Below are 17,870 nucleotides of genomic sequence, written 5' to 3' on the forward strand. Positions count from 1 at the left end.
CTTCCTTGCCGAGGGCCTTGCGGGCGCGCTGCCCGGCCGGGAGTTGCAGGATCGTCGACCAGCCGTTTACCCCGAGCAGGCCAGGTGTCGAGACGCGTCAGGGCCGGCGACGTGCCGATACGACCGCTGTCACCGCCAGAATCAACGCGAACACCACGCCCAGAACGAGAAGCGCGAAGCCGACCAGTAGGTTCCAATTCCCCAAGTCGCCGATAACCGGGAGGGTGGGGTCCACGTAGTACACCACGATCCACAGGATGCCTGTGATCCATGAGGCAGCCATTGCCAAAGCGGGCCATCGCGATGGGCGGCTGGTGTACTGCGACGAGGCGTCGTCCGTTCCTTCATCAGAGTAGGGGGCAGACACTCGTTTCACTCCTGCTGGTGGCGGGGAATTGCGCGGATACCACCTTCTACACGCATAGGGGGACCGCGTCGAGATCAAAGCTCCGCTCAGGCGCCTGTGGGGCGACTGGTACCAACCGACGCGAGGAAGCGCGTGGGACCCACCCGGGCAGGCTGCTGTACAGCAGTGCCGTACAGCAACACCGTCTTACGCGATCACACCCCACCAGCCCGCATCAACCGCCCGAGCAGCGCGGTACGCCATCGACGAGGCACCTGCCCTTCTCTACGGATCAGAAGGTCAGGGGTTCGAATCCTCTCGGCCGCGCAGCAGGTGAAAGGCCCTCTGGGATCAGCCTGGAGGGCCTTTCGCATGTCCGTACAGCAGTGAAAGACAGCAATGTCAGATTGCTACTTGAACATGTCTTCTCCTTCGCGACCCGAAGGATCCATGGCGAGCAGGTCATCTTGGTATCTCGACACGGGAAGCACATGCGAAAGGCCCTACGGGCGACCGGAGGGCCTTCTCACATACAGAGCAATGCTTGAGATCTGTGGATCGGCCGGGAAGGGGTGCACCTTCCCGGTGATCGTCTGAGGTCTCACAGCATGGCCGACGCGCCAACGTCGGTTGGGAAGGCAACCCGATGCTCACCGTTCCCTGACCCCGCAGACGGCGACCGCCGTGCCGCCGAAGGCCCCGTCTCCTCCTCGCTGATCGACGAGATCGTCCGTGAGGGCGCCCGCCGGATGCCTCAGCCCAGGCCGTGCACCCGCTTGTACTCCAGCGTGTACGCCAGCTTGCCGGGCTTGGCGTCGGAGTACGGCTTGCTCAGCTTGTCGAACTCGCCCTTGTTGGCGGCCTTGCCGTCGTTCCACTGGGCCAGCGCGCCCAGTTGGGCGGCGGTGAAGCCGTTGTCGACGACGGTGTTCTTGGGCAACGCGGTGATCGCCTCGGTCAGTGCCTTGACGGTGGCCAGATAGCTGCCGTGATCATTCTGGTTCCAGTTGGCCAGGTTGATCGGCTTGGCGTCGCGGACCCAGCTGCCCCAGTAGAACTCCTGGAACGGCAGCCCGTTCTGCGCGTAGCCGATGTCGCGGCCGAAGTAGAGCAGGCTGCGGTACTTGTCGTCGGTGAAGTTGGCCAGGCCCACGCTCTTCGGCAGCTTGTTCACGGTGACCGGGTTGCCGTTGGGGCCGCGCAGCCACACCCACTTGTGCGCCTGCATCTGGCTCCAGAAGTCCTGACGGGTGAGGGTGCTCAGGTTGGCCTGCACCCGCAGCCGTACGTGCATGTCGGCGCCGCCGTCCGGGCTCTCGAAGAAGGAGGTGAGTGTGTGGTGCCCGTCGGTGAGGAACGGCTCGCCACCGGGGCCGATGACGACGGTCTTCATGGCGGCGATGCTGTCTGCGGTCTCCGCGCCGACCGAGAGCTGACAGGTGAACGAGGACGGGTCGTCCAGGCGCGCGCCGGGCGACGCGGACGCCGCCGCCGCTCGGCCGTCGGCCTCACACCAGTCGTCGAACTTCTTGTTGATCGCGTCCTTGCCGAGCGTGTAGCGGCCGAGCTTGTAGTACACCTCGTCATAACCGAGCGACGGCTGGGTCGGGTGCACGTCGCCGATGCGGACGTCGAGCAGGTCACCGGGCTGAGCACAGAGGTACTGCGCGAACGGCGTGCTGCGGTTGTCGTGCTGGCAGAAGGACGGCCGGGTGCCCGGCGCACCGGGTGCGGCGAGCGCGGCCGGCGCCAGGGCGGCGCCGGCGCCGACAGCGACGGCGAGGGCCGCCCCAAGCGCCGAGGCCAGGCGGAACGGAGAACTGAAGCGCATGACACGTGCTCCTCGTCGCAATACGTATATCGACGGCGAGAGTGCCGGTAATCAACCAACGCACGAGATCACGACCCTGACATCCAGGAAAACCAGAGGCGAACATCGTTCTTCTCCGGGAACGAAGGGGCGGCGAGACTTCCGAACCGATCCGCTCGCACTCGGCGCCCGTTGGTGCGGTGACCCCGCACGGCTGCTACAGCGTGGGGGCGAGCCGGTCAAGGGAGATGCACCCCGTGCCCCGTGCTGCGCTGCGCCGCCGGCGACCCATCGCGCGCTGTGCGCGGATGTCCCGCACATTCCTGTTACGGGGTGGAGAGACGGTTGTGAGTGGCCATGACTCGGGCTGCGGGGATGCTGCCGATCACGAGCAGGGTCAACGCGACATCACCCAGGACAAGGGGGCGGCCCGGCAACACGAAGAGGGCGACTGTCAGGGGGCTGCTGGCCAACATGGACCAGGCCGCCCATCTCGGGAGGACTCTGGCTCGGCGCAGCGCGATAGCGAGTAACACGTAAGCCACCAGATGCCCGACGATATAGACGAGCAGGTAACCGCCCATCACCGCGTCGTTCGCGAACCGGTCCAACAGCGTGGCGTACGAACCGCTGTCAGGTAGGGCGGCCATGGCCATGGTGAGGTCGTCCAGGGCGGTCAGAGCCGAGAACGGCAGCCAGCCCACCACCGCGAGCAGCCCACCGATCGTGGCCAGCCACGGTGCCCGGGCATAGGCGAGATACGCGAGGCCGACCGCTCCGAGAGGGAGCAAGAAGGAGGCGAGGACGTACGCGGCCAGGTGCACGGCGTTGGTGATCGGATTTGCGGCGGCGTTCGCCGCGATGCTCGTCGCTCCGTCCTCGTGGACGGCCGGGATGAGGATGCTTCCGACGTCGTAACCGAGCGGTCCGCCGACGATCGCCACCGCCAGGACAAGCCGCCATAGCCGCTCATATCCGGGCATTTTCTCGGAAGAATTCTCGTCTGGGGCGGACGAATCCGATGCGTGCTCATTCAAGGTCGCCGGGCGAGATGAGCGCCCGAACGCGGAAGGAATCATTTCCGGTACCTCCTGGGAAACCGCCGACGTCACGATGGGGGAGTTCGCCGTCGCGCTGCTGCCAGTAGCGTCCCGCTCGGCCATGGGTCACGTCGTCGGCTGCTCAGCGGCACTTCACCTACGTGGGCTCGGGTATCCAGGGATCCCGTCGTACGTTGCTGAACGTATCCGGGAGGAAACCGCGCAGGTCAACTGCACGCAGCCCAGCCTCGGCAAGGTCTGCGGGGCTGACAGCCCAAGGCAGACCCTGCCAGGCGTGCGCGGCATTCGCCCGAACTGCTCAGGCGACGGCGAGGCCGTGTCCCGGCAGAGCGGAAGATCTAGTCTTCTGCTATGCGTGTGCCCGCCTGGGATGTGGCTGCGGCGGTGATGCTGTCCGCATTCATGGTGGCGGTGTCGGCTGTGGCGCGTGTGGTCCAGCCTGAGGCCCGGCCGGTAACCGCCCTCGGGGCGGCGCTGCTGGTGTTCTCCGGGTCCGCGCTTGCCGTACGGCGGGTGGCGCCGTTGCTGTCCTTCACGCTCGCGGTGGGCGCCGCGGCGACCTACCTGGGGATGCGGTTCGCCGGCTGGCCGGTGTACCTGGGCGCGTTCGCCGGTCTGCTGGTACTGGTCTCGGAGGTCGGCAGGGCGAGGTTGTGGGTTCCGCTCGCCGTGGTCGGTGGTGCGGCGACAGCGGTCGCCACGGGGCCACCGGAGGGCTGGGACCCGGTCAGGATGCTCACTGTGGCGGTGGTATGGGCGGTTGTGGCGGTGGTCGCCGCACGGTTCGCACACACCCACCGACGGCTCATGGAGCGGGAGGCCGCAGCTCGGGTTGTGCAGGAACGGCTGCGGATCGCCCGGGAGTTGCATGACGTGCTGTCCCACAGCCTGGCCTCGATCAGCCTGCAGGCCGGCGTCGGGCTACATCTGGTGGACCGGCAGCCGGAGCAGGCGCGTGAAGCGTTGCGAGGTATCCGGCAGATCAGCACCGACGCTCTGGCGCAGGCCCGGGCCGCGCTGGCCGTGGTCCGGAAGCCAGGCGAGGAGGCGGCACCGGGGCTGGCTGACCTGGAGGAGTTGCTTGCGACTGTGCGAGGGAGCGGTTTGAGCGTTGAAGCGGACATCGATCTCGATGACCGGGTGGTTCCCGAGGTGATCGGCTCCACCGCCTATCGAGTGGTGCAGGAGGCGCTGACCAATGTGATGCGCCATGCGGGGGACGGTGCTCACGCTCGGGCCTGTCTCAGGTGTGTCGACGGCTGGCTGGAGATCGATGTGACGGACGACGGCGTGAGGACCGCGGGGCCGGTCGGCCCTCCTGGTCACGGGTTGCGGGGAATGACCGAGCGCGTCAGCGCGGTGGGCGGTGAGATGCGTGCGGGAGCGGCGCCTGGTACCGGGTTCGCCCTCCATGCCCGTCTGCCGCTGAGGCGGACAGTGTGAGCGTGCTGCGGGTCGTACTCGCCGACGACCAGGTCATGATCCGCGCCGGGCTGCGCGCGCTGCTGACGGCCGAGCAGGATCTGGAGGTGGTCGCCGAGGCCGGGGACGGATGGCAGGCGGTCGCCGCCGCTCGAGCCCATCGTCCTGACGTGATCGTGATGGACATCCAGATGCCGGTGATGGACGGGCTGGAGGCCACTCAAACGATCGCGGCGGACCCGAACATGTCCGACGTACGGGTGCTTGTGCTCACCACATACGACGAGGACGAGTTGGTCTTCGAGGCGATCAGGGCGGGCGCGGCTGGATTCCTGCTCAAGGACGCAGAACCGGCCGAACTGCTGCGCGGGATCCGGGTGGCCGCGGCCGGTGACAGCCTTCTCGCCCCGCAAGCCGCGCGCAGGTTGGTCGCGGCGTTCGCGTCCGGCCCGTCGCCGACGGGGCCTGCCGCGCGAGCCTTGGGCCTGCTCACCGGCAGAGAACGGGAGATCGTCGCGTTGGTCGGTCGAGGCCTGTCCAACGATGAGATCGCCGAGCGGCTGGTGATCAGTCCGGCGACCGCCCGCACGCATGTCTCCCGGGCCATGGTGAAACTCACCGCGCGCGACCGCGCGCAGTTGGTCGTCTTTGCCTACGAGTCCGGCTTGGTCCGCCCCGGGCGCGCCGGTTGACCCTATGACGTAGGGCCTGGACCAACCCTAGGCGCGCTCCAGTGGCTGAACCCCTTCGACGGCACATGGAGCGGGGTGCCGATCGATCGGTCAAGGCCGTGCTCAACGTTCTTGGCTGAGGAGCTCGCGGGATATGTGCGGGATGATCTTCCTTGGTTGAGATCTAGGAAGAGGCTCCCGCCCAGGCCAGAGAGTCTGTCGCCATGCGGAGCGCAGCCCTCTTGAAACCGCTAGGGGCTTGGCGCTCCTCGCGGGTTCGAATCCCACACTCTCCGCGCACCACGCTCTCCGCTCCCACCTCGAAAACGGCGCCCGACCAGGTGATTTGCCTTGGTCGGACACCGTTGATCTGAGAGGTCAGCTACGGGACAAACAATCTTGGCGCGAGGGCGGTTGTGGCCGACGTCATTGGGCGTCGTGGTGGGCGTCCGTCGCCACCCCTGGCCCACGTCGTCATCAGTCGGTTAAGCCACGCGCTTGGCGGATGCCGCCCAGGTGTTGCATGCCCCCGGGTCGCCTCTGGTGAACCCCTGGTTCATCCAGTACGCAATGTTCGTCCTCGTCCCGTTGTCCTTGCCGGCCCAGTCCTTGACGTATGAGAGCAGCAGCTTCCAATCCGCCGAGGAGCGGTCGAGGGATTTCCAAACGCTCGCAAGGAAAGCGGCGCCGAAGCAGTCGTTCTGCAACGCGTAGCGGCGGGATTGTTCGCGGTACTCCTTCTTATTGCGGAAGTCGATGTCCAGCCACTCGCTGTAGATGTCTGTGAGCGTCTGAACGTGCTGGCCGTATTCCATGCTCACCAGGTTGAAGAGGTACAGATCGGAAGGGTCGTCGAGCAGGCCGTTGCCGAGCACGATGAAGATCGTTTCGGTCTCGTCACAGTAGTACGCCTCCTCCTTGGACCGATCCCACTTGAGCGCGCAGAACTTGGCGGGCGGTTTGGTGACGAGCTTCAGCTTCGGGGCCCTGAATGACTGGCCCGACTTCTCGAACTGGGCTGCCCATGTGGTGTTGAGGCAGCCCACCACGGCCTTCACGTACGACTTGGCGAGCGTCGCATTACGCCGCTTGATGGACTTCTCCGGACACTCAGTGGTGTCGAGCGCGCCGCTGCTGTAGATCGCATTGGCGGTGAGCTTGTTGTTTTTAACCGGATACGCGTGGGCTGTCCCGTAGGGGAGCATAGCGGCGATTATCACGGAAAGAACGATCAGAACCCGTTTCATGGCGATCAAGAGTAGAACGATGAAAAGCCGTAGGCAAAGGCCTGCAGGTGACGGTCTCAGGGCGGGCTCACAGTTGTCCACAGGGATCCACACGAATGCTTGGCCGGTCAGCTTGTGCCGACCAAGCCCGCTTCGCCCTGCTTCCCCTGCGGGCGGGTCGACGGCATACGGAATGATCAGTCGGGCGGTCGTCTGTGTGAACGCATAACCGTGGACACTGACGGCGTGAACGATCGTCCCCGCGTGGCTGAACCTCCCACCACTCGCACCCCCGTATCCGGCCGCGACTACAGAGTCCCACGATCATGGCCCATGGATCACCAACTGACCGTCCGGGCATACGACGACGAGGTCGTGATCGAGGGAGACAAGATCGCACTTCGCTCTCTTGCTGAACTCCTTCTCACGCTCTCCGAGTCCGATACACCCTTGAGCACGCACTTCCATCTAGAAGCATCAGCAGGACAACTAACACCTGGTTCGGTGAACCTCGTGCTCGATCACGATGAGTGGGACGAGTGACCGCCGGGCCGTCAGCGGGCCATTAATCGGGGCGACGAGGGGTCAATCACGGTCGCTCACGACCGCCCCGAAGCCCAGATCAGGAACCCTACAAGCTGTGATCCATGCGATTCCCACGCTGACAGTGCGGGTTCTTTCGTCACTGCCCCAGCGAAGAAAGGCCAGGCTGGGACCGCTTCCCGGCCTGGCTGATCTTTCTGGGCTTCTCGTCGGTTTTCCGCTTCCGCTACGGGTTACAGTTCGCGGCTGGTGAAGAGTTCCAAGTGGTAGCACTGCGGGCAACGATGGGCCTCCACCGGCCATTTGGGGCGGCCCATCAGCTTGGCTCCGCCGAATATTCCCCGTTCCAGTTCACCTTCCACCCAGACGCCGAAGCCGGGCTGTTGATGGTCGGCTAGGAAGCCCGGCTCCAGGCCCTGGTGGCCGCAGTGGGTGCACTTTCCATCAGACATTGGGCGATCATACGGACAAGCGGGCTTCTTTGCCATGGGAGATCAAAGAAGGGATGACCCCGCGGCGCTCACCCTGCGGAACGGCACGCATCATCGAGATCATGCCGGGCCGGCCGGGGAGGGCCTTCCCGAGTTCCCCGTCGCCACTGTCGATACGTTCCGCGCCCATACGCCGGGGAGTTCTTGGCGGCTGCGCTTCCAGGTTCTCCATCGCTTCCATGGCCTTCACCCCGATTCCGAAGGGCTCGGCACCCCCTTGTCCCGAAGTACCGGACTCGGTGGGCAGAGGGTGCCTGGCCATCTCACCGCGTGGCGCCGCTTGACCTTGACACGGTGACAAGGTCTTCACTGCAGCCAAGGAGGTGGTCCCGATGACCATGCCGAAAGAGGACACGAACACGCTGCGCGCTCTCCAGGGGCTGGAGAACAGCAGCTCGTCGATGCGGCTGCAGGCAGCACTGGCGGTCGGCACGACCCCGGACCCTCGGTTCATCGACAAGCTCATCGAACGATGCGCGATCGAGCCCGACTTTTACGTGCGTGAAATACTCACGTGGGCACTCACCCGCCACTCATCGTCAATGACGGTCCCAAAGCTCGTCGATGAACTCGGCTCGGAGCGCGCGCAGGCACGAAGCCAGGCGTTGCACACGCTGTCCAAGATCGGGGATCGGCAAGCGTGGCCGGCGATCACACGGGCGCTTCTGACCGACGCCGACGACGAGGTCGCGCGGAGCGCCTGGCGAGCAGCGGTCGTACTCGTGCCCGAAGGTGAAGAACCCGAGTTGGCCGGAGTGTTGGCGACACAGCTCGGGCGCGGCGAGCGTGAGACGCAGTTGAGCCTCAGCCGGGCGCTGATCGCGCTCGGTAAGGTGATCAAGCCGACCCTGCGCGCCGCGATGACGGATCTCGACCCTCGCGTGCGTCAGCACGCGATCGCCACGGAACGGCTGTTGCGCAACCCGGACGCCGGATTCGAGTTCGCGATCGAGGAGGCGAAGCGCGTCGTAGCCCTCGGCACGACCAGCCAGGAGGGGTGAAGGCAGTGTTGATCGGTGATGTGGCACGACGGTCCGGGGTCAGCGCCCGCATGCTCAGGCATTACGACTCACTCGGCCTGGTGCGGCCAACGGGTCGTACCGAGGCCGGCTATCGCGAGTACTCCAGCGAGGACATCCGGCGAATCTTCCATGTCGAGAGTCTGCGGTCATTGGGGCTGTCGCTGCATGAAGTCGGGCGCGCGCTGGATGATCCCGGCTTCACGCCCTCGGCGCTCGTCGACGACCTCATCCGCCAGACGCGAGAACGCATTGCGAGTGAGACGGAGCTGCTCACCCGACTCCGTCGGATCGGTGCCGCGGAACCCGCCGACTGGGAGGACGTCCTCCGGACCGTTGCGCTCCTCCAGGCCCTGGGGTCGGAGAGCGCTGGGAAGCGCCAGCGCGCGGCCTTGTCCTCAGTCGAAGAGGCTCCGGTGCCAGTGGAAGCTCTGGTCGAGGCAGCGTTGAGCGAGACGGACCCGAACGTCGCCGGAGCCCTTCGATGGGCTCTGGCGCGATCGGGCGATGGCGGATTGGCACTGCTGGCGGAGGGCCTCGGCTCACCGGCAGCCGAGGTGCGGAAACGTGCCGTCCAGTCCATCGCCGAGATTCCGAACGGTGAGGCGACCGCACTGCTGCAGGACGCCCTCACGAACTCCGACATCGTGGTCCGCAGGTATGCGGCTCTGGCGCTCGCGGCACGTGGAGTCGCCGACGCGGTCCCGACGCTCATCGACATGATCGTCGAGGGGGCGAACGACGCCGACGCAGCCGATGTGCTGAGCGCGCTGGCGGGTGATCCCGCGTTGGCGGATCAGATCGCCACCGGGCTCGTTGACTGCCTCGCCCACGGCACTATCGAACCGTCCGCCCGTCGACGGCTGACACAGGCGCTCGCGGATATCCCGGGAATCACGGCGTCACGTGCCCTCGCGGATCTGTCACATGACGAAGACCGTGCCGTTGCGCTTACCGCGACATACATTCTCAAGCTACGCGACGCGCGATAACGGAGCGCGGCCAGGACGTCATCATGCTCGACGAGCCGCTGGGCGATCGCGTGGTGTTGGACGCAATGAGCAGCCTTCCCGTCCTCTGCCATCGTGCGCACAACCCGTGCCAGGCCGGGAACAGGTGAGGGCGGGCCATCGGACGAGGTTGCTTGGTCTCTGCGGGAGTTCTCTGTACGGCGGGCGGGCGTTCTTGACTTGCCCAGCCTGCTGAAGAGTGCCACGAACGGCCACGTTTGCCGGAGGCGTCCGCGAGCATGTTGGCCTTGAGAGACAAGGTCCTGGGTGGCTGGAACGATCGGCGCACGGGTGCGGGCTTGTACGGGGAAACCGCGATGACCAGTTCCTCGAGGACCAGACCCAGCCTGATCTCGTACACCGACAACTCGGCTCTCGGCGAGCACCGCACGCCGAGGGGCTTCCGGAAGAGACCGTTCAGCTCACGTCCCGGCGTCTGGATGCGGTCGGCGTACCGCGTCGAATGGAGGCAACTCATGCCGCTCATCAATGTGAAGGTCATCGAAGGGGTGTTCACCGAGGCGCAGAAGGCCGAGATCGTGCAGAAGCTGACCGAGGCGATGGTCAGGATCGAGGGCGAGAACATGCGCTCTCTGACCTTGGTCATCCTCGAGGAGGTCAAGAGCGGCGACTGGGGAGTCGGCGGGAAGCCGGTGACGACCGCGGACGTGAAGGCCATGGCCGCCGGCACGCCGCCCGGCTGACGGGATTCGCCGGCGCAGCCTGCCCCCGACCGAAGGGGGCCGGCCTCCCGCTGCTTGAAGGCATCCATAAGTCCGAGGCGGGTCTGTTCGAGATCGCAGCCACGCGGCCTGAGTCTCATCGACGGCGGATGCATGACCGGCGTCGACCCACCGCTGATATGACCGACGGTCACGTGGCCGGACTGCGGACGATCTGGATCGACCGCGGCACCTGGCCCGATGTCGACCACCAGGCGGACCACGCGGTCACGGACGTACTACAAGCGACAGAGATCCTGAGTGGACAGCCGTAGGCCGGAAAGCTCCCCATCTAAAAATCTTGCTAACGCTGGTGCTGACAACAGCGCTGGACGACCACGGACATCCTCGGATCTCGGAAGCCGGATATCGCCTCTGAGCAGGTATTCATGTCATCGGCATCAAGGTCCGCGTTCGGATCGGCCGTCCGCGTACCCGCCCGGACGCGGTGGCCGTGGACAAGGCCTCGTGCGGCCGGCCGCCCGGTCCGCATCATCGGTCTCAGGATGCAAGAACTCCGTCAACCCCGGGATTCATCTCGAAAGGCTGCGAATTACTTTTACGCAGATCGACCTTTACGTGACATTCCAGCCTTCTTCTCTTGCGCGAAATCTTAGCAAGGAGGATAGCCGATATGGCCGACCGGCTTTCCGGTCCGCGCGTACCGATGATCCAGGATTGACGCTCGCTGTCGCGAACTGACGCCCGTTGTTTATCGATCCCGGGCGCGGGGATAGTTGTTGTCGGATATCGCCCACCACGGGCGAATCGACAGATCCGGGAGGTTCACATGAACGGATTCCTGCCGTATGCTCAGACCAGCCCGGCTGCCCGAATTGGGGGCGTACGCGGCTGGCAGGCGGACATTCTCCGCGGCGAGTCATAGCTGATTGAGGCGAGGTACTGCGGTTTGTACAGGCCGCAGTACCTCGACCTAATGGCAGGCGGAGCATTTTATCGGGGGGCATTTGTGGCGCGATTCTTTTACCCTGACGCTTGGCGCAGCGATACGGTGGAGGATCTGTTCGGATTCCCGGTTTCTGATCCCTACCGATGGCTGGAAGACGGAAATGATGCGCGCGTACGGGACTGGGCCGCGGCCCAGGATCGTCTCTTCCACGGGTATCGCGCCGAATGGCATGAGAAACAATCGTGGGCGTCTTTGCTGGATCAGGTGTCATCCTTCGGCGTTTCTGAGCCTCCGATGGTGCGTGGTTCGGTCATGTTCCTTGCCGAGCAGCTCCGTGGGGATGAGCAGCGGCGCCTGCTCGTCGTTGACGCCGAGGGGAACAGGCGGGTGCTCGTCGATCCGGCAGAGATCGATCCGTCCGGCCACACCGGGCTGTACGCCTGGTGGCCGTCGCGCGAGGGTGAACGCGTGGCTGTCCAGATGGAGGTCGCCGAGCAGCCCGGCAGCGACATCATCGTGCTGGACGTGCGTATCGGGGAGGCGGTGGACGGGCCGTTGCCACGCGCCCGCAACACCTCGCTCGCCTGGCTGCCGGGAGGGGGTGCGTTCTACTACGTCAGCCGTGTTCCTGATGAGGAACTGGCGCCCGACGACATGCGTTTGCATCGGCGGGTGAGGTTGCATCGGATCGGTTCGCCCTGGCAGACAGACGCGGTGGTGTTCGGCGGCGACGATGCCCCCGACCACTATTACGGGCTCACGGTCAGCGCCGACGGCCGCTATCTGGCGATCACTGCGATAGCCGGGCCCGCCTCACACAACGATGTGTACGTGGCCGAGCTCATCGATCAGGAGGCCCCGCATTTCGTCAAGGTCGTGGACGGAAGCACCACACAGGCCCGTGTTCTCCCACGCTTCCTCACGGACAACAATCTGCTGCTGGTCACCGACTACCAGGCCCCGTGTGGCCGCATCTGTATGGCGCACCGGCACGGTACCGACCCGGCTGCATGGCGCACGCTGGTAGCCGAAGATCGCCGGGCTCCCTTGGACGAGTGTCTGGTCCTGGACGACCCGGAACTTCCGCGGCCCCTCCTGCTGGTGGCGCGCGACCGCCACGGTACCTGCACCCTGACCTTGCACGACCTGGCCAGTGGCCGGCCGCTCACCGATCTGCCCCTTCCCGGCGCGGGCGTCGTGTCATCCCTGCGCACGAACATCCCGCACGGACGTCACGCGTGGTTCAGCTACTGCGACGCGACCACTCCCCCCACCATCTATCGCTACGACGCCACAAGCGGGGAGACGGAACAGGAAACCGGCGCCACACTAGCCGGACATACCGCAGAGATCCGCAGTCGCAGCGTTCGCTGTCGCGCCGGCGACGGCACCGAGATCACGCTGTTCCTGTTCACCCCGGCGGAAGAACATGAGGGCCCCCGCCCCACCCTCCTTTACGGCTATGGCAGCTTCGGCATGCCGATGCGCCCATGGTTCTTCCCCACGGCGGCCGCATGGGTCAGCGCCGGCGGCACCTACGCGGTCGCCTGTGTACGCGGAGGCGGCGAAGAAGGCCAGTCCTGGCACGACGCCGGCCGTGGACCACACAAACACCGCGCGATCAGCGACTTCAACGACGCCGCGACCTGGCTCATCGACACCGGTCGAACCACGCGCGACCAACTGGCGATCTATGGCCAGTCTGCCGGCGGACTACTGGTCACGGCCGCCGCCACACAGCGACCAGACCTGTACGCCGCGGTTATCGCCGAAGGCCCGCTATGTGACATGGTGCGCTACGAACACTTCGGCCTGGGATGCACATGGACGGATGAATTCGGTACCGCCTCCCGACCCGAACAGCTCCAATGGCTACTCACATACTCCCCCTATCACAACATCACGCCCGGAGCCCTCTATCCCGCATTCCTGCTCGCCGGCGCGGTAACCGATCTGCAGACCGGAGAGGCCCACGTCACCAAAATGTGTGCGGCCCTCCAACACGCCACCAGCAGTGACCGACCGATCCTCATGCGCCGAGAACCCGACACCGCCCACGCCGCCTCTCCCGCGAGCAAAGAACGTGCCCTGACCGCGGATATCCTGGCCTTCGCCGGAAAATACACCGGCCTATCGCCGAAAAAAACGCCCTTGCGTCTTCAGGAGACCGCGGCGGAACCACACTGAGAACGGCCTGACCGCAATTAACGGAATGAGGAAACGTATAGAAGATCAGCGATCGACATTTCGCGGAGACGGCACCGGGCAGCGGCAGACCCGCTGGGCGAAATGCCATCGCGGGCCTACGGAGTCGCACTGGGTGGTGCGATCCTTCCTCCTCCCCGACGGCCTCAACGAACGCGCCCGCCTTGGCGAGGATGTCGGCCGCCGATGCATAGGAGCAGGCCGGCTGCCGCGTATTCCGCCAGAGCAGCCGATGGTCACCGTTCATCCCGGGCCGGGTCCCCCGCCGGACACCCGGTCCTGCTCTCCGGCGATCACGACCTTGCGGCGAGATCCCTGTACAAGATCTGCCGCGCACACGCCAGTAGGGCAGGCACCACCGTCAAGAGACCGGGCAGCTTGACTGATCACGCTTTCCTTTGCGCCAGAAAATGAGGACATCCTTCTTACCGACAGGGAGTTGTCCTCAATATGCGCAAGCTTCTTGCCGCAGCCGCAGCCGCAGCCGTTCTCCTTGGTGCCGCCTCCCCTGCTCTGGCGGCAGCGACTGCGCCGCCCTTGACGCTCCACCAGCAACTGACCCGGCTGACCACCCAGGACGGGTTGGCGGGGGCGGTGGTCTCCGTACGCGAGCCCAATGGCCGAGTCACCACCTGGACGTCGGGCACCGCCGAGCGCGGCACCGGCACACCCATGGTCGGCGCCGACGCCCACTTCCGGATCGCCAGTGTGACCAAGCCGGTGATCGCCGCCACCGTGATGCGTCTGGTGGACCAGGGCACGATCGACCTGGACGCGCTCGTCGAGCAGTACGCGCCCGGCTTGCTCGACGGCCGGCAGATCACCGTCAGGCAACTGCTCCGCCAGACCAGCGGCCTGCCCGAATACTGGCACCTGGTCGACCCCGCGAATCCCGGCGGCGACGCCGACTTCCTGCGCCTGGCCTTGGACGCCGAGCCCGTCGGCGCGCCCGGCGAGAAGTGGTTCTACTCCAACACCAACTACCTGGTCGCCGGCATGCTGATCGAAAAGGTCACGGGCAAGGACTTCCGCACGGTCACCCGGCAGGGCGTGCTCCGACCGCTCACGCACACCTACTGGCCTCGCAAGGGTGAGATGGGCATCCGGGGCGCGCACGCGCACACCTACGGCATCAATCCCTTCGACCCCAAGGCGCAAGCCAAGCTGGTCGACACCACCCGGGAGCCCGGATACCTGTTCGGCGCCTCGGGTGGGCTGATCTCCACCCCCGACGACCTGAACCGCTTCTGGCAGGCGCTCCCCAACTCGACGATCACCAAGATGCTCGACGGAGCGGTCGCCGCCTACGACCCGCCCCGCTCCCGCTATGGGCTTGGCCTCTACTCCTACCCTCTGACCTGCGGATCCGCCTGGATGCACGACGGCGGCCTGCCCGGCACCCGGGTGCTGAGCGGCCGTAACCGCGCCGGGCGCGCGGTCACCCTCTACGTCACCGGTACTCCGAAGGACGACAAGCGCATCTTCCAGGCCTTCGACACCGCCATCTGCTCCTAGAGAGCTGGTTCGGAGATCGTCTCGGCTGGTGTGGCGGTCTTCGGGAGCCGTGCTCCTGCCGAAGGTCTCATCTGGCGGCTGGTGGCGGCCAGGGACTCCGACGCTCAGGCGCCCCGGGATGCCCTTCGGCGGTGTCACAGACGTCCACGGCCGACCCGTGCCGGGGACCGTGACCTGGGTCGAGAGCACTTGTCCGGTTCCGGGTGGCACCATCTCGGGCATGCGCCACTCGGCCGCCACGATGAACGGCGTCTTTCCGTCCTGGCCCCCGAGCGTGCAGGCGAAGCATCCATGGTCCACGTCGACCGGTCCGTCACCAGCCGCCGGGCGCGTAATGCGTGAACACGCGGGGCACCAGTCAGGTCGGCGGTGGAGCCGCTATGGGGCGTGCCGTGGATCGGAAGGTCAAGGCCGGTCTTCGCCCAGGACGAACATGATGTGCTCGTGCTCGCCGTGCTGGACCGTACCGGAGCGCAGGAAGCCGCATTTCTCCAGCAACCGCACCGACCCTGTGTTCCCGGCAAAGGGATCGGCGTAGAGGGGGCGGGCCTTCTCCAGGTCCAGGAAGAGGGTCAGCGCCGTGGTGCCGATGCCCCGGCCCCAGTATCGGCGGCCGAAGCCGTACCCGATGAAGCGCCTGTCCTGCTCCCACCAGGACACGACATTGCCGGCCGCCTCGCCGTCCACGGTGACCGTCCGCACCAGGATGGTGGGATCACCGAGGACCTTCGTGGCCCAGTGGGTCATGAAGGTCTCCCGCGCCCGTGGAGTGAACTTCGACCGCCGGACCGTCTCGGGATCGTGCTCCTGCTCGAAGAACAGCTCCAGGTCGGCCTCTTCGACATCTCTCAACCGCACATCGTCACTCATGCCGCCCAGTCTGGCGCTCAGGACTGACAGTTTCCGTGCCGCCCAGTACCTGACGGGCCGTCTACGGACCCCTCAGGACTTCTTGACAAGCTGCCCCACGATCGACGAGGTCCCACGGCCATCTCGTACGCGAGACCCTGACCGGGACCGCCGATAGGCGGCCTTTCCCACGTCGGACAGCGGAGCGCGCACGGCGGTCTCCTGCGCCGTCGGGCTGCCGCGGAACTGGGCCGGCCCACCAGACGACCGAGGGAACGAGGGGGGACGGGGTGGCCCCGTACCGACTCCGCGGCTCACCTCCGAGGACGTCTCCCGTCGCGGCCTTCACCGGTCATCCACCGCCACAGCGTGCGGGCCGGGCGGGTCGCGTTTCCCCGGGCCGGGGCGGTCGCGGGGAACGGGATCGGCTCCAGTGCCGCCTTCGAGTTGTCCACAGGTTGTGGACTGTCCACACTCGGCTCGCCAAGCTCTGCCATGCCCACCGAGCCTCGCCATGATCTCTCCATGATCTCTCCATGATCTCGCCATGGCCTTCCATGGCTTACCGCGGCCTTCCGCGACCTTCAACGGCTTCAGGGCTCTGCGCGGCGGACCGGGTGCCCGGTACGGGAACCGTTCACCGGAAGAACGGGGAGGTTCGCACGGAAACGTCGTGCGGGCGACGAAATTCCGTGAGCTAATGAATGGATGGCGAAGAGTCCGATGAAACGCCACACAAGAGGCCGAGTTGGATGCTTAAGATGATTTTTCGGCAAATGGCGATACTGTTCGGAGCCGATGACGACCCGCACATGGGGGACGACTCGCACGCGCGCGACCTGGACGAATACCTCGACGAGGAGGACGACCTGGATGACGATGAATTCTGACATTCCCGACCCTTCCCGCCATTACGGGAATTGACATAATTTATCGGCATTCTGTCGCGACGGAAACGTGCGCGCATCGCCTGGGCCACAACGGCTCTAAGTCAGAAACCACATCAAGAGGGTTTTTCTGCATGAAGTTCACATTGGACGACGTACGGTCACAGACGTACAAGGCACGGGACGCCTGGTGGACGGTGTTCCTGGTGGATCCCCTGGCCGGCCGCCTCGTGCTCGGAACCGCGAACCGTACCTCCATCACCCCCAACCAGATCACCTGGGGCGCCTTCCTCCTCGGCCTGGGCTCGGCCGGCTGCTTCCTGACGGCGGACCGGCCCTGGCTGATCGTCGGGGCCGCCCTCTACCACCTGAGCTTCGTGCTCGACTGCATGGACGGCAAGATCGCCCGCCTCAAGGGGACGGGGACCGTCCTGGGCGGCTGGCTCGACTACGTCTTCGACCGGATCAGGGTGCTCACCTGCGCTCTCGCCCTGATGTGGGGGCAGTTCCAGGCGACCGGGCAGGAGCTCTACCTGATCCTCGGCATCGGGGTCGTCTTCCTCGACATGCTGCGCTATGTCGACGCCCTCCAGATCGCGAAGGTCCGACGCCAGATGCGCCGCACGCTGAAGAAGGCGTACGACGAGTCCACCCTCGCGGACCCGTCCGCCCTGCCGGACCGGCTGCGCGAGGACCCCGATCTCGATCCCGAACTCGACCCTGATCTCGACTCCGACGAGATCAGGATCCGCACGATGGGCGTCGTCGACCTGCAGGAGGAGTTCCGTTCGCGCTTCGCCTGGTACATCGGCGTACGCGAGTGGCTGCGCGACCACCGGGTCCGCACCCACCTGATCAGCGGCATCGAGTTCCAGATGGCGGTGTTCATCATCGGCCCGGTGCTCGGGTACATCGTCCCGGTCACGGTCGGCGCGGCCGCGCTGCTGCTCGTCTTCGAAGTCGCGATCATGTACAAGCTCTGGCTGTCGTCCCGGGACCTCGCTCGCGCGCTCGCCGAGATCCGCCGGACGTCACCGCAGGTGCAGGCCACGGCCGGTAACTGAGCGCATCCCGTCCCCCTCCCCGGCCACAGCCGGCCGCCCCGATCCCCCGGCGGCCCCGGCGCGGCCTGCGAAGCTACGCGGATCTGCGTACGGCGAAGCCTCCGGCGAGCGGATGTCCG

At 65.9% G+C, this 17,870-nt stretch carries 16 protein-coding genes; 9 read left to right on the top strand and 7 right to left on the bottom strand.

Going from position 1 to position 17,870, the window contains the following annotated elements; translation table 11 throughout:
* Positions 1-97: 97 nt before the first annotated feature.
* The 3 genes from IMZ11_RS34525 to IMZ11_RS34535 all read right to left on the bottom strand — a co-directional run bounded on the left by IMZ11_RS34525 (position 98) and on the right by IMZ11_RS34535 (position 3,139).
* A complete protein-coding gene (locus IMZ11_RS34525) occupies positions 98-367 on the bottom strand; it encodes a cell division protein CrgA (protein ID WP_228646620.1) in 270 nt (89 codons plus the stop codon).
* A 733-nt stretch (positions 368-1,100) separates the two neighbouring features.
* Complete coding sequence (locus IMZ11_RS34530; protein WP_228646622.1) at positions 1,101-2,177, bottom strand: ParB/Srx family N-terminal domain-containing protein; 1,077 nt, start codon at positions 2,175-2,177, stop codon at positions 1,101-1,103.
* 305 nt (positions 2,178-2,482) lie between these two features.
* The gene (locus tag IMZ11_RS34535; protein WP_228646624.1) at positions 2,483-3,139 is read right to left on the bottom strand and encodes a hypothetical protein; all 657 of its coding nucleotides are present in this window, start codon (positions 3,137-3,139) and stop codon (positions 2,483-2,485) included.
* A gap of 429 nt (positions 3,140-3,568) precedes the next feature.
* Here IMZ11_RS34535 and IMZ11_RS34540 point away from each other — a divergent pair, with 429 nt between their 5' ends.
* Complete coding sequence (locus tag IMZ11_RS34540) at positions 3,569-4,660, top strand: sensor histidine kinase (protein WP_228646626.1); 1,092 nt, start codon at positions 3,569-3,571, stop codon at positions 4,658-4,660.
* 2 nt (positions 4,661-4,662) lie between these two features.
* Positions 4,663-5,331: a response regulator transcription factor gene (locus IMZ11_RS34545; RefSeq protein ID WP_228646675.1), complete on the top strand. Its 669-nt coding sequence runs from the start codon at positions 4,663-4,665 to the stop codon at positions 5,329-5,331.
* 464 nt (positions 5,332-5,795) lie between these two features.
* On the opposite strand, the gene IMZ11_RS34550 is transcribed toward IMZ11_RS34545, so the two are convergent.
* Positions 5,796-6,557 (bottom strand): neutral zinc metallopeptidase, encoded by a 762-nt coding sequence (locus IMZ11_RS34550; protein ID WP_228646628.1) that lies wholly within the window; start codon positions 6,555-6,557, stop codon positions 5,796-5,798.
* A gap of 312 nt (positions 6,558-6,869) precedes the next feature.
* On the opposite strand from IMZ11_RS34550, the gene IMZ11_RS34555 reads away from it, so the two are divergent.
* On the top strand, positions 6,870-7,079 hold the full coding sequence (locus tag IMZ11_RS34555) for a hypothetical protein (protein WP_228646630.1): 210 nt from the start codon (positions 6,870-6,872) through the stop codon (positions 7,077-7,079).
* Positions 7,080-7,312: 233 nt separating this feature from the next.
* Here the strand turns inward: IMZ11_RS34555 and IMZ11_RS34560 are convergent, their stop codons facing one another.
* Positions 7,313-7,531, bottom strand: coding sequence for a hypothetical protein (locus tag IMZ11_RS34560; protein WP_082777499.1), 219 nt, complete (start codon positions 7,529-7,531; stop codon positions 7,313-7,315).
* Between the two features lie 7 nt (positions 7,532-7,538).
* A complete protein-coding gene (locus tag IMZ11_RS34565) occupies positions 7,539-7,751 on the bottom strand; it encodes a hypothetical protein (RefSeq protein WP_228646632.1) in 213 nt (70 codons plus the stop codon).
* A gap of 151 nt (positions 7,752-7,902) precedes the next feature.
* On the opposite strand from IMZ11_RS34565, the gene IMZ11_RS34570 reads away from it, so the two are divergent.
* From IMZ11_RS34570 to IMZ11_RS34590, 5 genes are all read left to right on the top strand, one after another.
* The gene (locus IMZ11_RS34570; protein ID WP_228646634.1) at positions 7,903-8,571 is read left to right on the top strand and encodes a HEAT repeat domain-containing protein; all 669 of its coding nucleotides are present in this window, start codon (positions 7,903-7,905) and stop codon (positions 8,569-8,571) included.
* Between the two features lie 5 nt (positions 8,572-8,576).
* A complete protein-coding gene (locus IMZ11_RS34575; RefSeq protein ID WP_228646676.1) occupies positions 8,577-9,581 on the top strand; it encodes a MerR family transcriptional regulator in 1,005 nt (334 codons plus the stop codon).
* A 335-nt stretch (positions 9,582-9,916) separates the two neighbouring features.
* Positions 9,917-10,303: a 4-oxalocrotonate tautomerase family protein gene (locus IMZ11_RS34580; protein WP_228646636.1), complete on the top strand. Its 387-nt coding sequence runs from the start codon at positions 9,917-9,919 to the stop codon at positions 10,301-10,303.
* A 955-nt stretch (positions 10,304-11,258) separates the two neighbouring features.
* Entirely contained in the window at positions 11,259-13,418 is a 2,160-nt protein-coding gene (locus tag IMZ11_RS34585) for a prolyl oligopeptidase family serine peptidase (RefSeq protein WP_228646638.1), read from the top strand.
* 468 nt (positions 13,419-13,886) lie between these two features.
* Positions 13,887-14,951 carry a serine hydrolase gene (locus IMZ11_RS34590; RefSeq protein ID WP_228646640.1) on the top strand — a complete coding sequence of 355 codons (1,065 nt, stop codon included), beginning with the start codon at positions 13,887-13,889 and terminating at the stop codon, positions 14,949-14,951.
* 405 nt (positions 14,952-15,356) lie between these two features.
* On the opposite strand, the gene IMZ11_RS34595 is transcribed toward IMZ11_RS34590, so the two are convergent.
* Entirely contained in the window at positions 15,357-15,821 is a 465-nt protein-coding gene (locus tag IMZ11_RS34595; protein WP_228646642.1) for a GNAT family N-acetyltransferase, read from the bottom strand.
* 1,000 nt (positions 15,822-16,821) lie between these two features.
* Between IMZ11_RS34595 and IMZ11_RS34600 the strand changes: the two genes are divergently transcribed.
* A complete protein-coding gene (locus IMZ11_RS34600) occupies positions 16,822-17,751 on the top strand; it encodes a CDP-alcohol phosphatidyltransferase family protein (protein WP_228646644.1) in 930 nt (309 codons plus the stop codon).
* The last annotated feature ends 119 nt before the right edge of the window (positions 17,752-17,870 follow it).

The organism is Microtetraspora sp. AC03309, assembly GCF_020826795.1.
GTDB classification, from domain to species: domain Bacteria; phylum Actinomycetota; class Actinomycetes; order Streptosporangiales; family Streptosporangiaceae; genus Microtetraspora; species Microtetraspora glauca.

Coding starts and splice junctions, on each gene's coding strand:
- IMZ11_RS34530 (WP_228646622.1), bottom strand. CDS start 2,177: ATGCGCTTCAGTTCTCCGTTCCGCCTGGCCTCGGCGCTTGGGGCGGCC.
- IMZ11_RS34535 (WP_228646624.1), bottom strand. CDS start 3,139: ATGCCCGGATATGAGCGGCTATGGCGGCTTGTCCTGGCGGTGGCGATC.
- IMZ11_RS34540 (WP_228646626.1), top strand. CDS start 3,569: ATGCGTGTGCCCGCCTGGGATGTGGCTGCGGCGGTGATGCTGTCCGCA.
- IMZ11_RS34550 (WP_228646628.1), bottom strand. CDS start 6,557: ATGAAACGGGTTCTGATCGTTCTTTCCGTGATAATCGCCGCTATGCTC.
- IMZ11_RS34555 (WP_228646630.1), top strand. CDS start 6,870: ATGGATCACCAACTGACCGTCCGGGCATACGACGACGAGGTCGTGATC.
- IMZ11_RS34560 (WP_082777499.1), bottom strand. CDS start 7,531: ATGTCTGATGGAAAGTGCACCCACTGCGGCCACCAGGGCCTGGAGCCG.
- IMZ11_RS34565 (WP_228646632.1), bottom strand. CDS start 7,751: ATGGAAGCGATGGAGAACCTGGAAGCGCAGCCGCCAAGAACTCCCCGG.
- IMZ11_RS34570 (WP_228646634.1), top strand. CDS start 7,903: ATGACCATGCCGAAAGAGGACACGAACACGCTGCGCGCTCTCCAGGGG.
- IMZ11_RS34580 (WP_228646636.1), top strand. CDS start 9,917: ATGACCAGTTCCTCGAGGACCAGACCCAGCCTGATCTCGTACACCGAC.
- IMZ11_RS34585 (WP_228646638.1), top strand. CDS start 11,259: ATGGCAGGCGGAGCATTTTATCGGGGGGCATTTGTGGCGCGATTCTTT.
- IMZ11_RS34590 (WP_228646640.1), top strand. CDS start 13,887: ATGCGCAAGCTTCTTGCCGCAGCCGCAGCCGCAGCCGTTCTCCTTGGT.
- IMZ11_RS34595 (WP_228646642.1), bottom strand. CDS start 15,821: ATGAGTGACGATGTGCGGTTGAGAGATGTCGAAGAGGCCGACCTGGAG.
- IMZ11_RS34600 (WP_228646644.1), top strand. CDS start 16,822: ATGAAGTTCACATTGGACGACGTACGGTCACAGACGTACAAGGCACGG.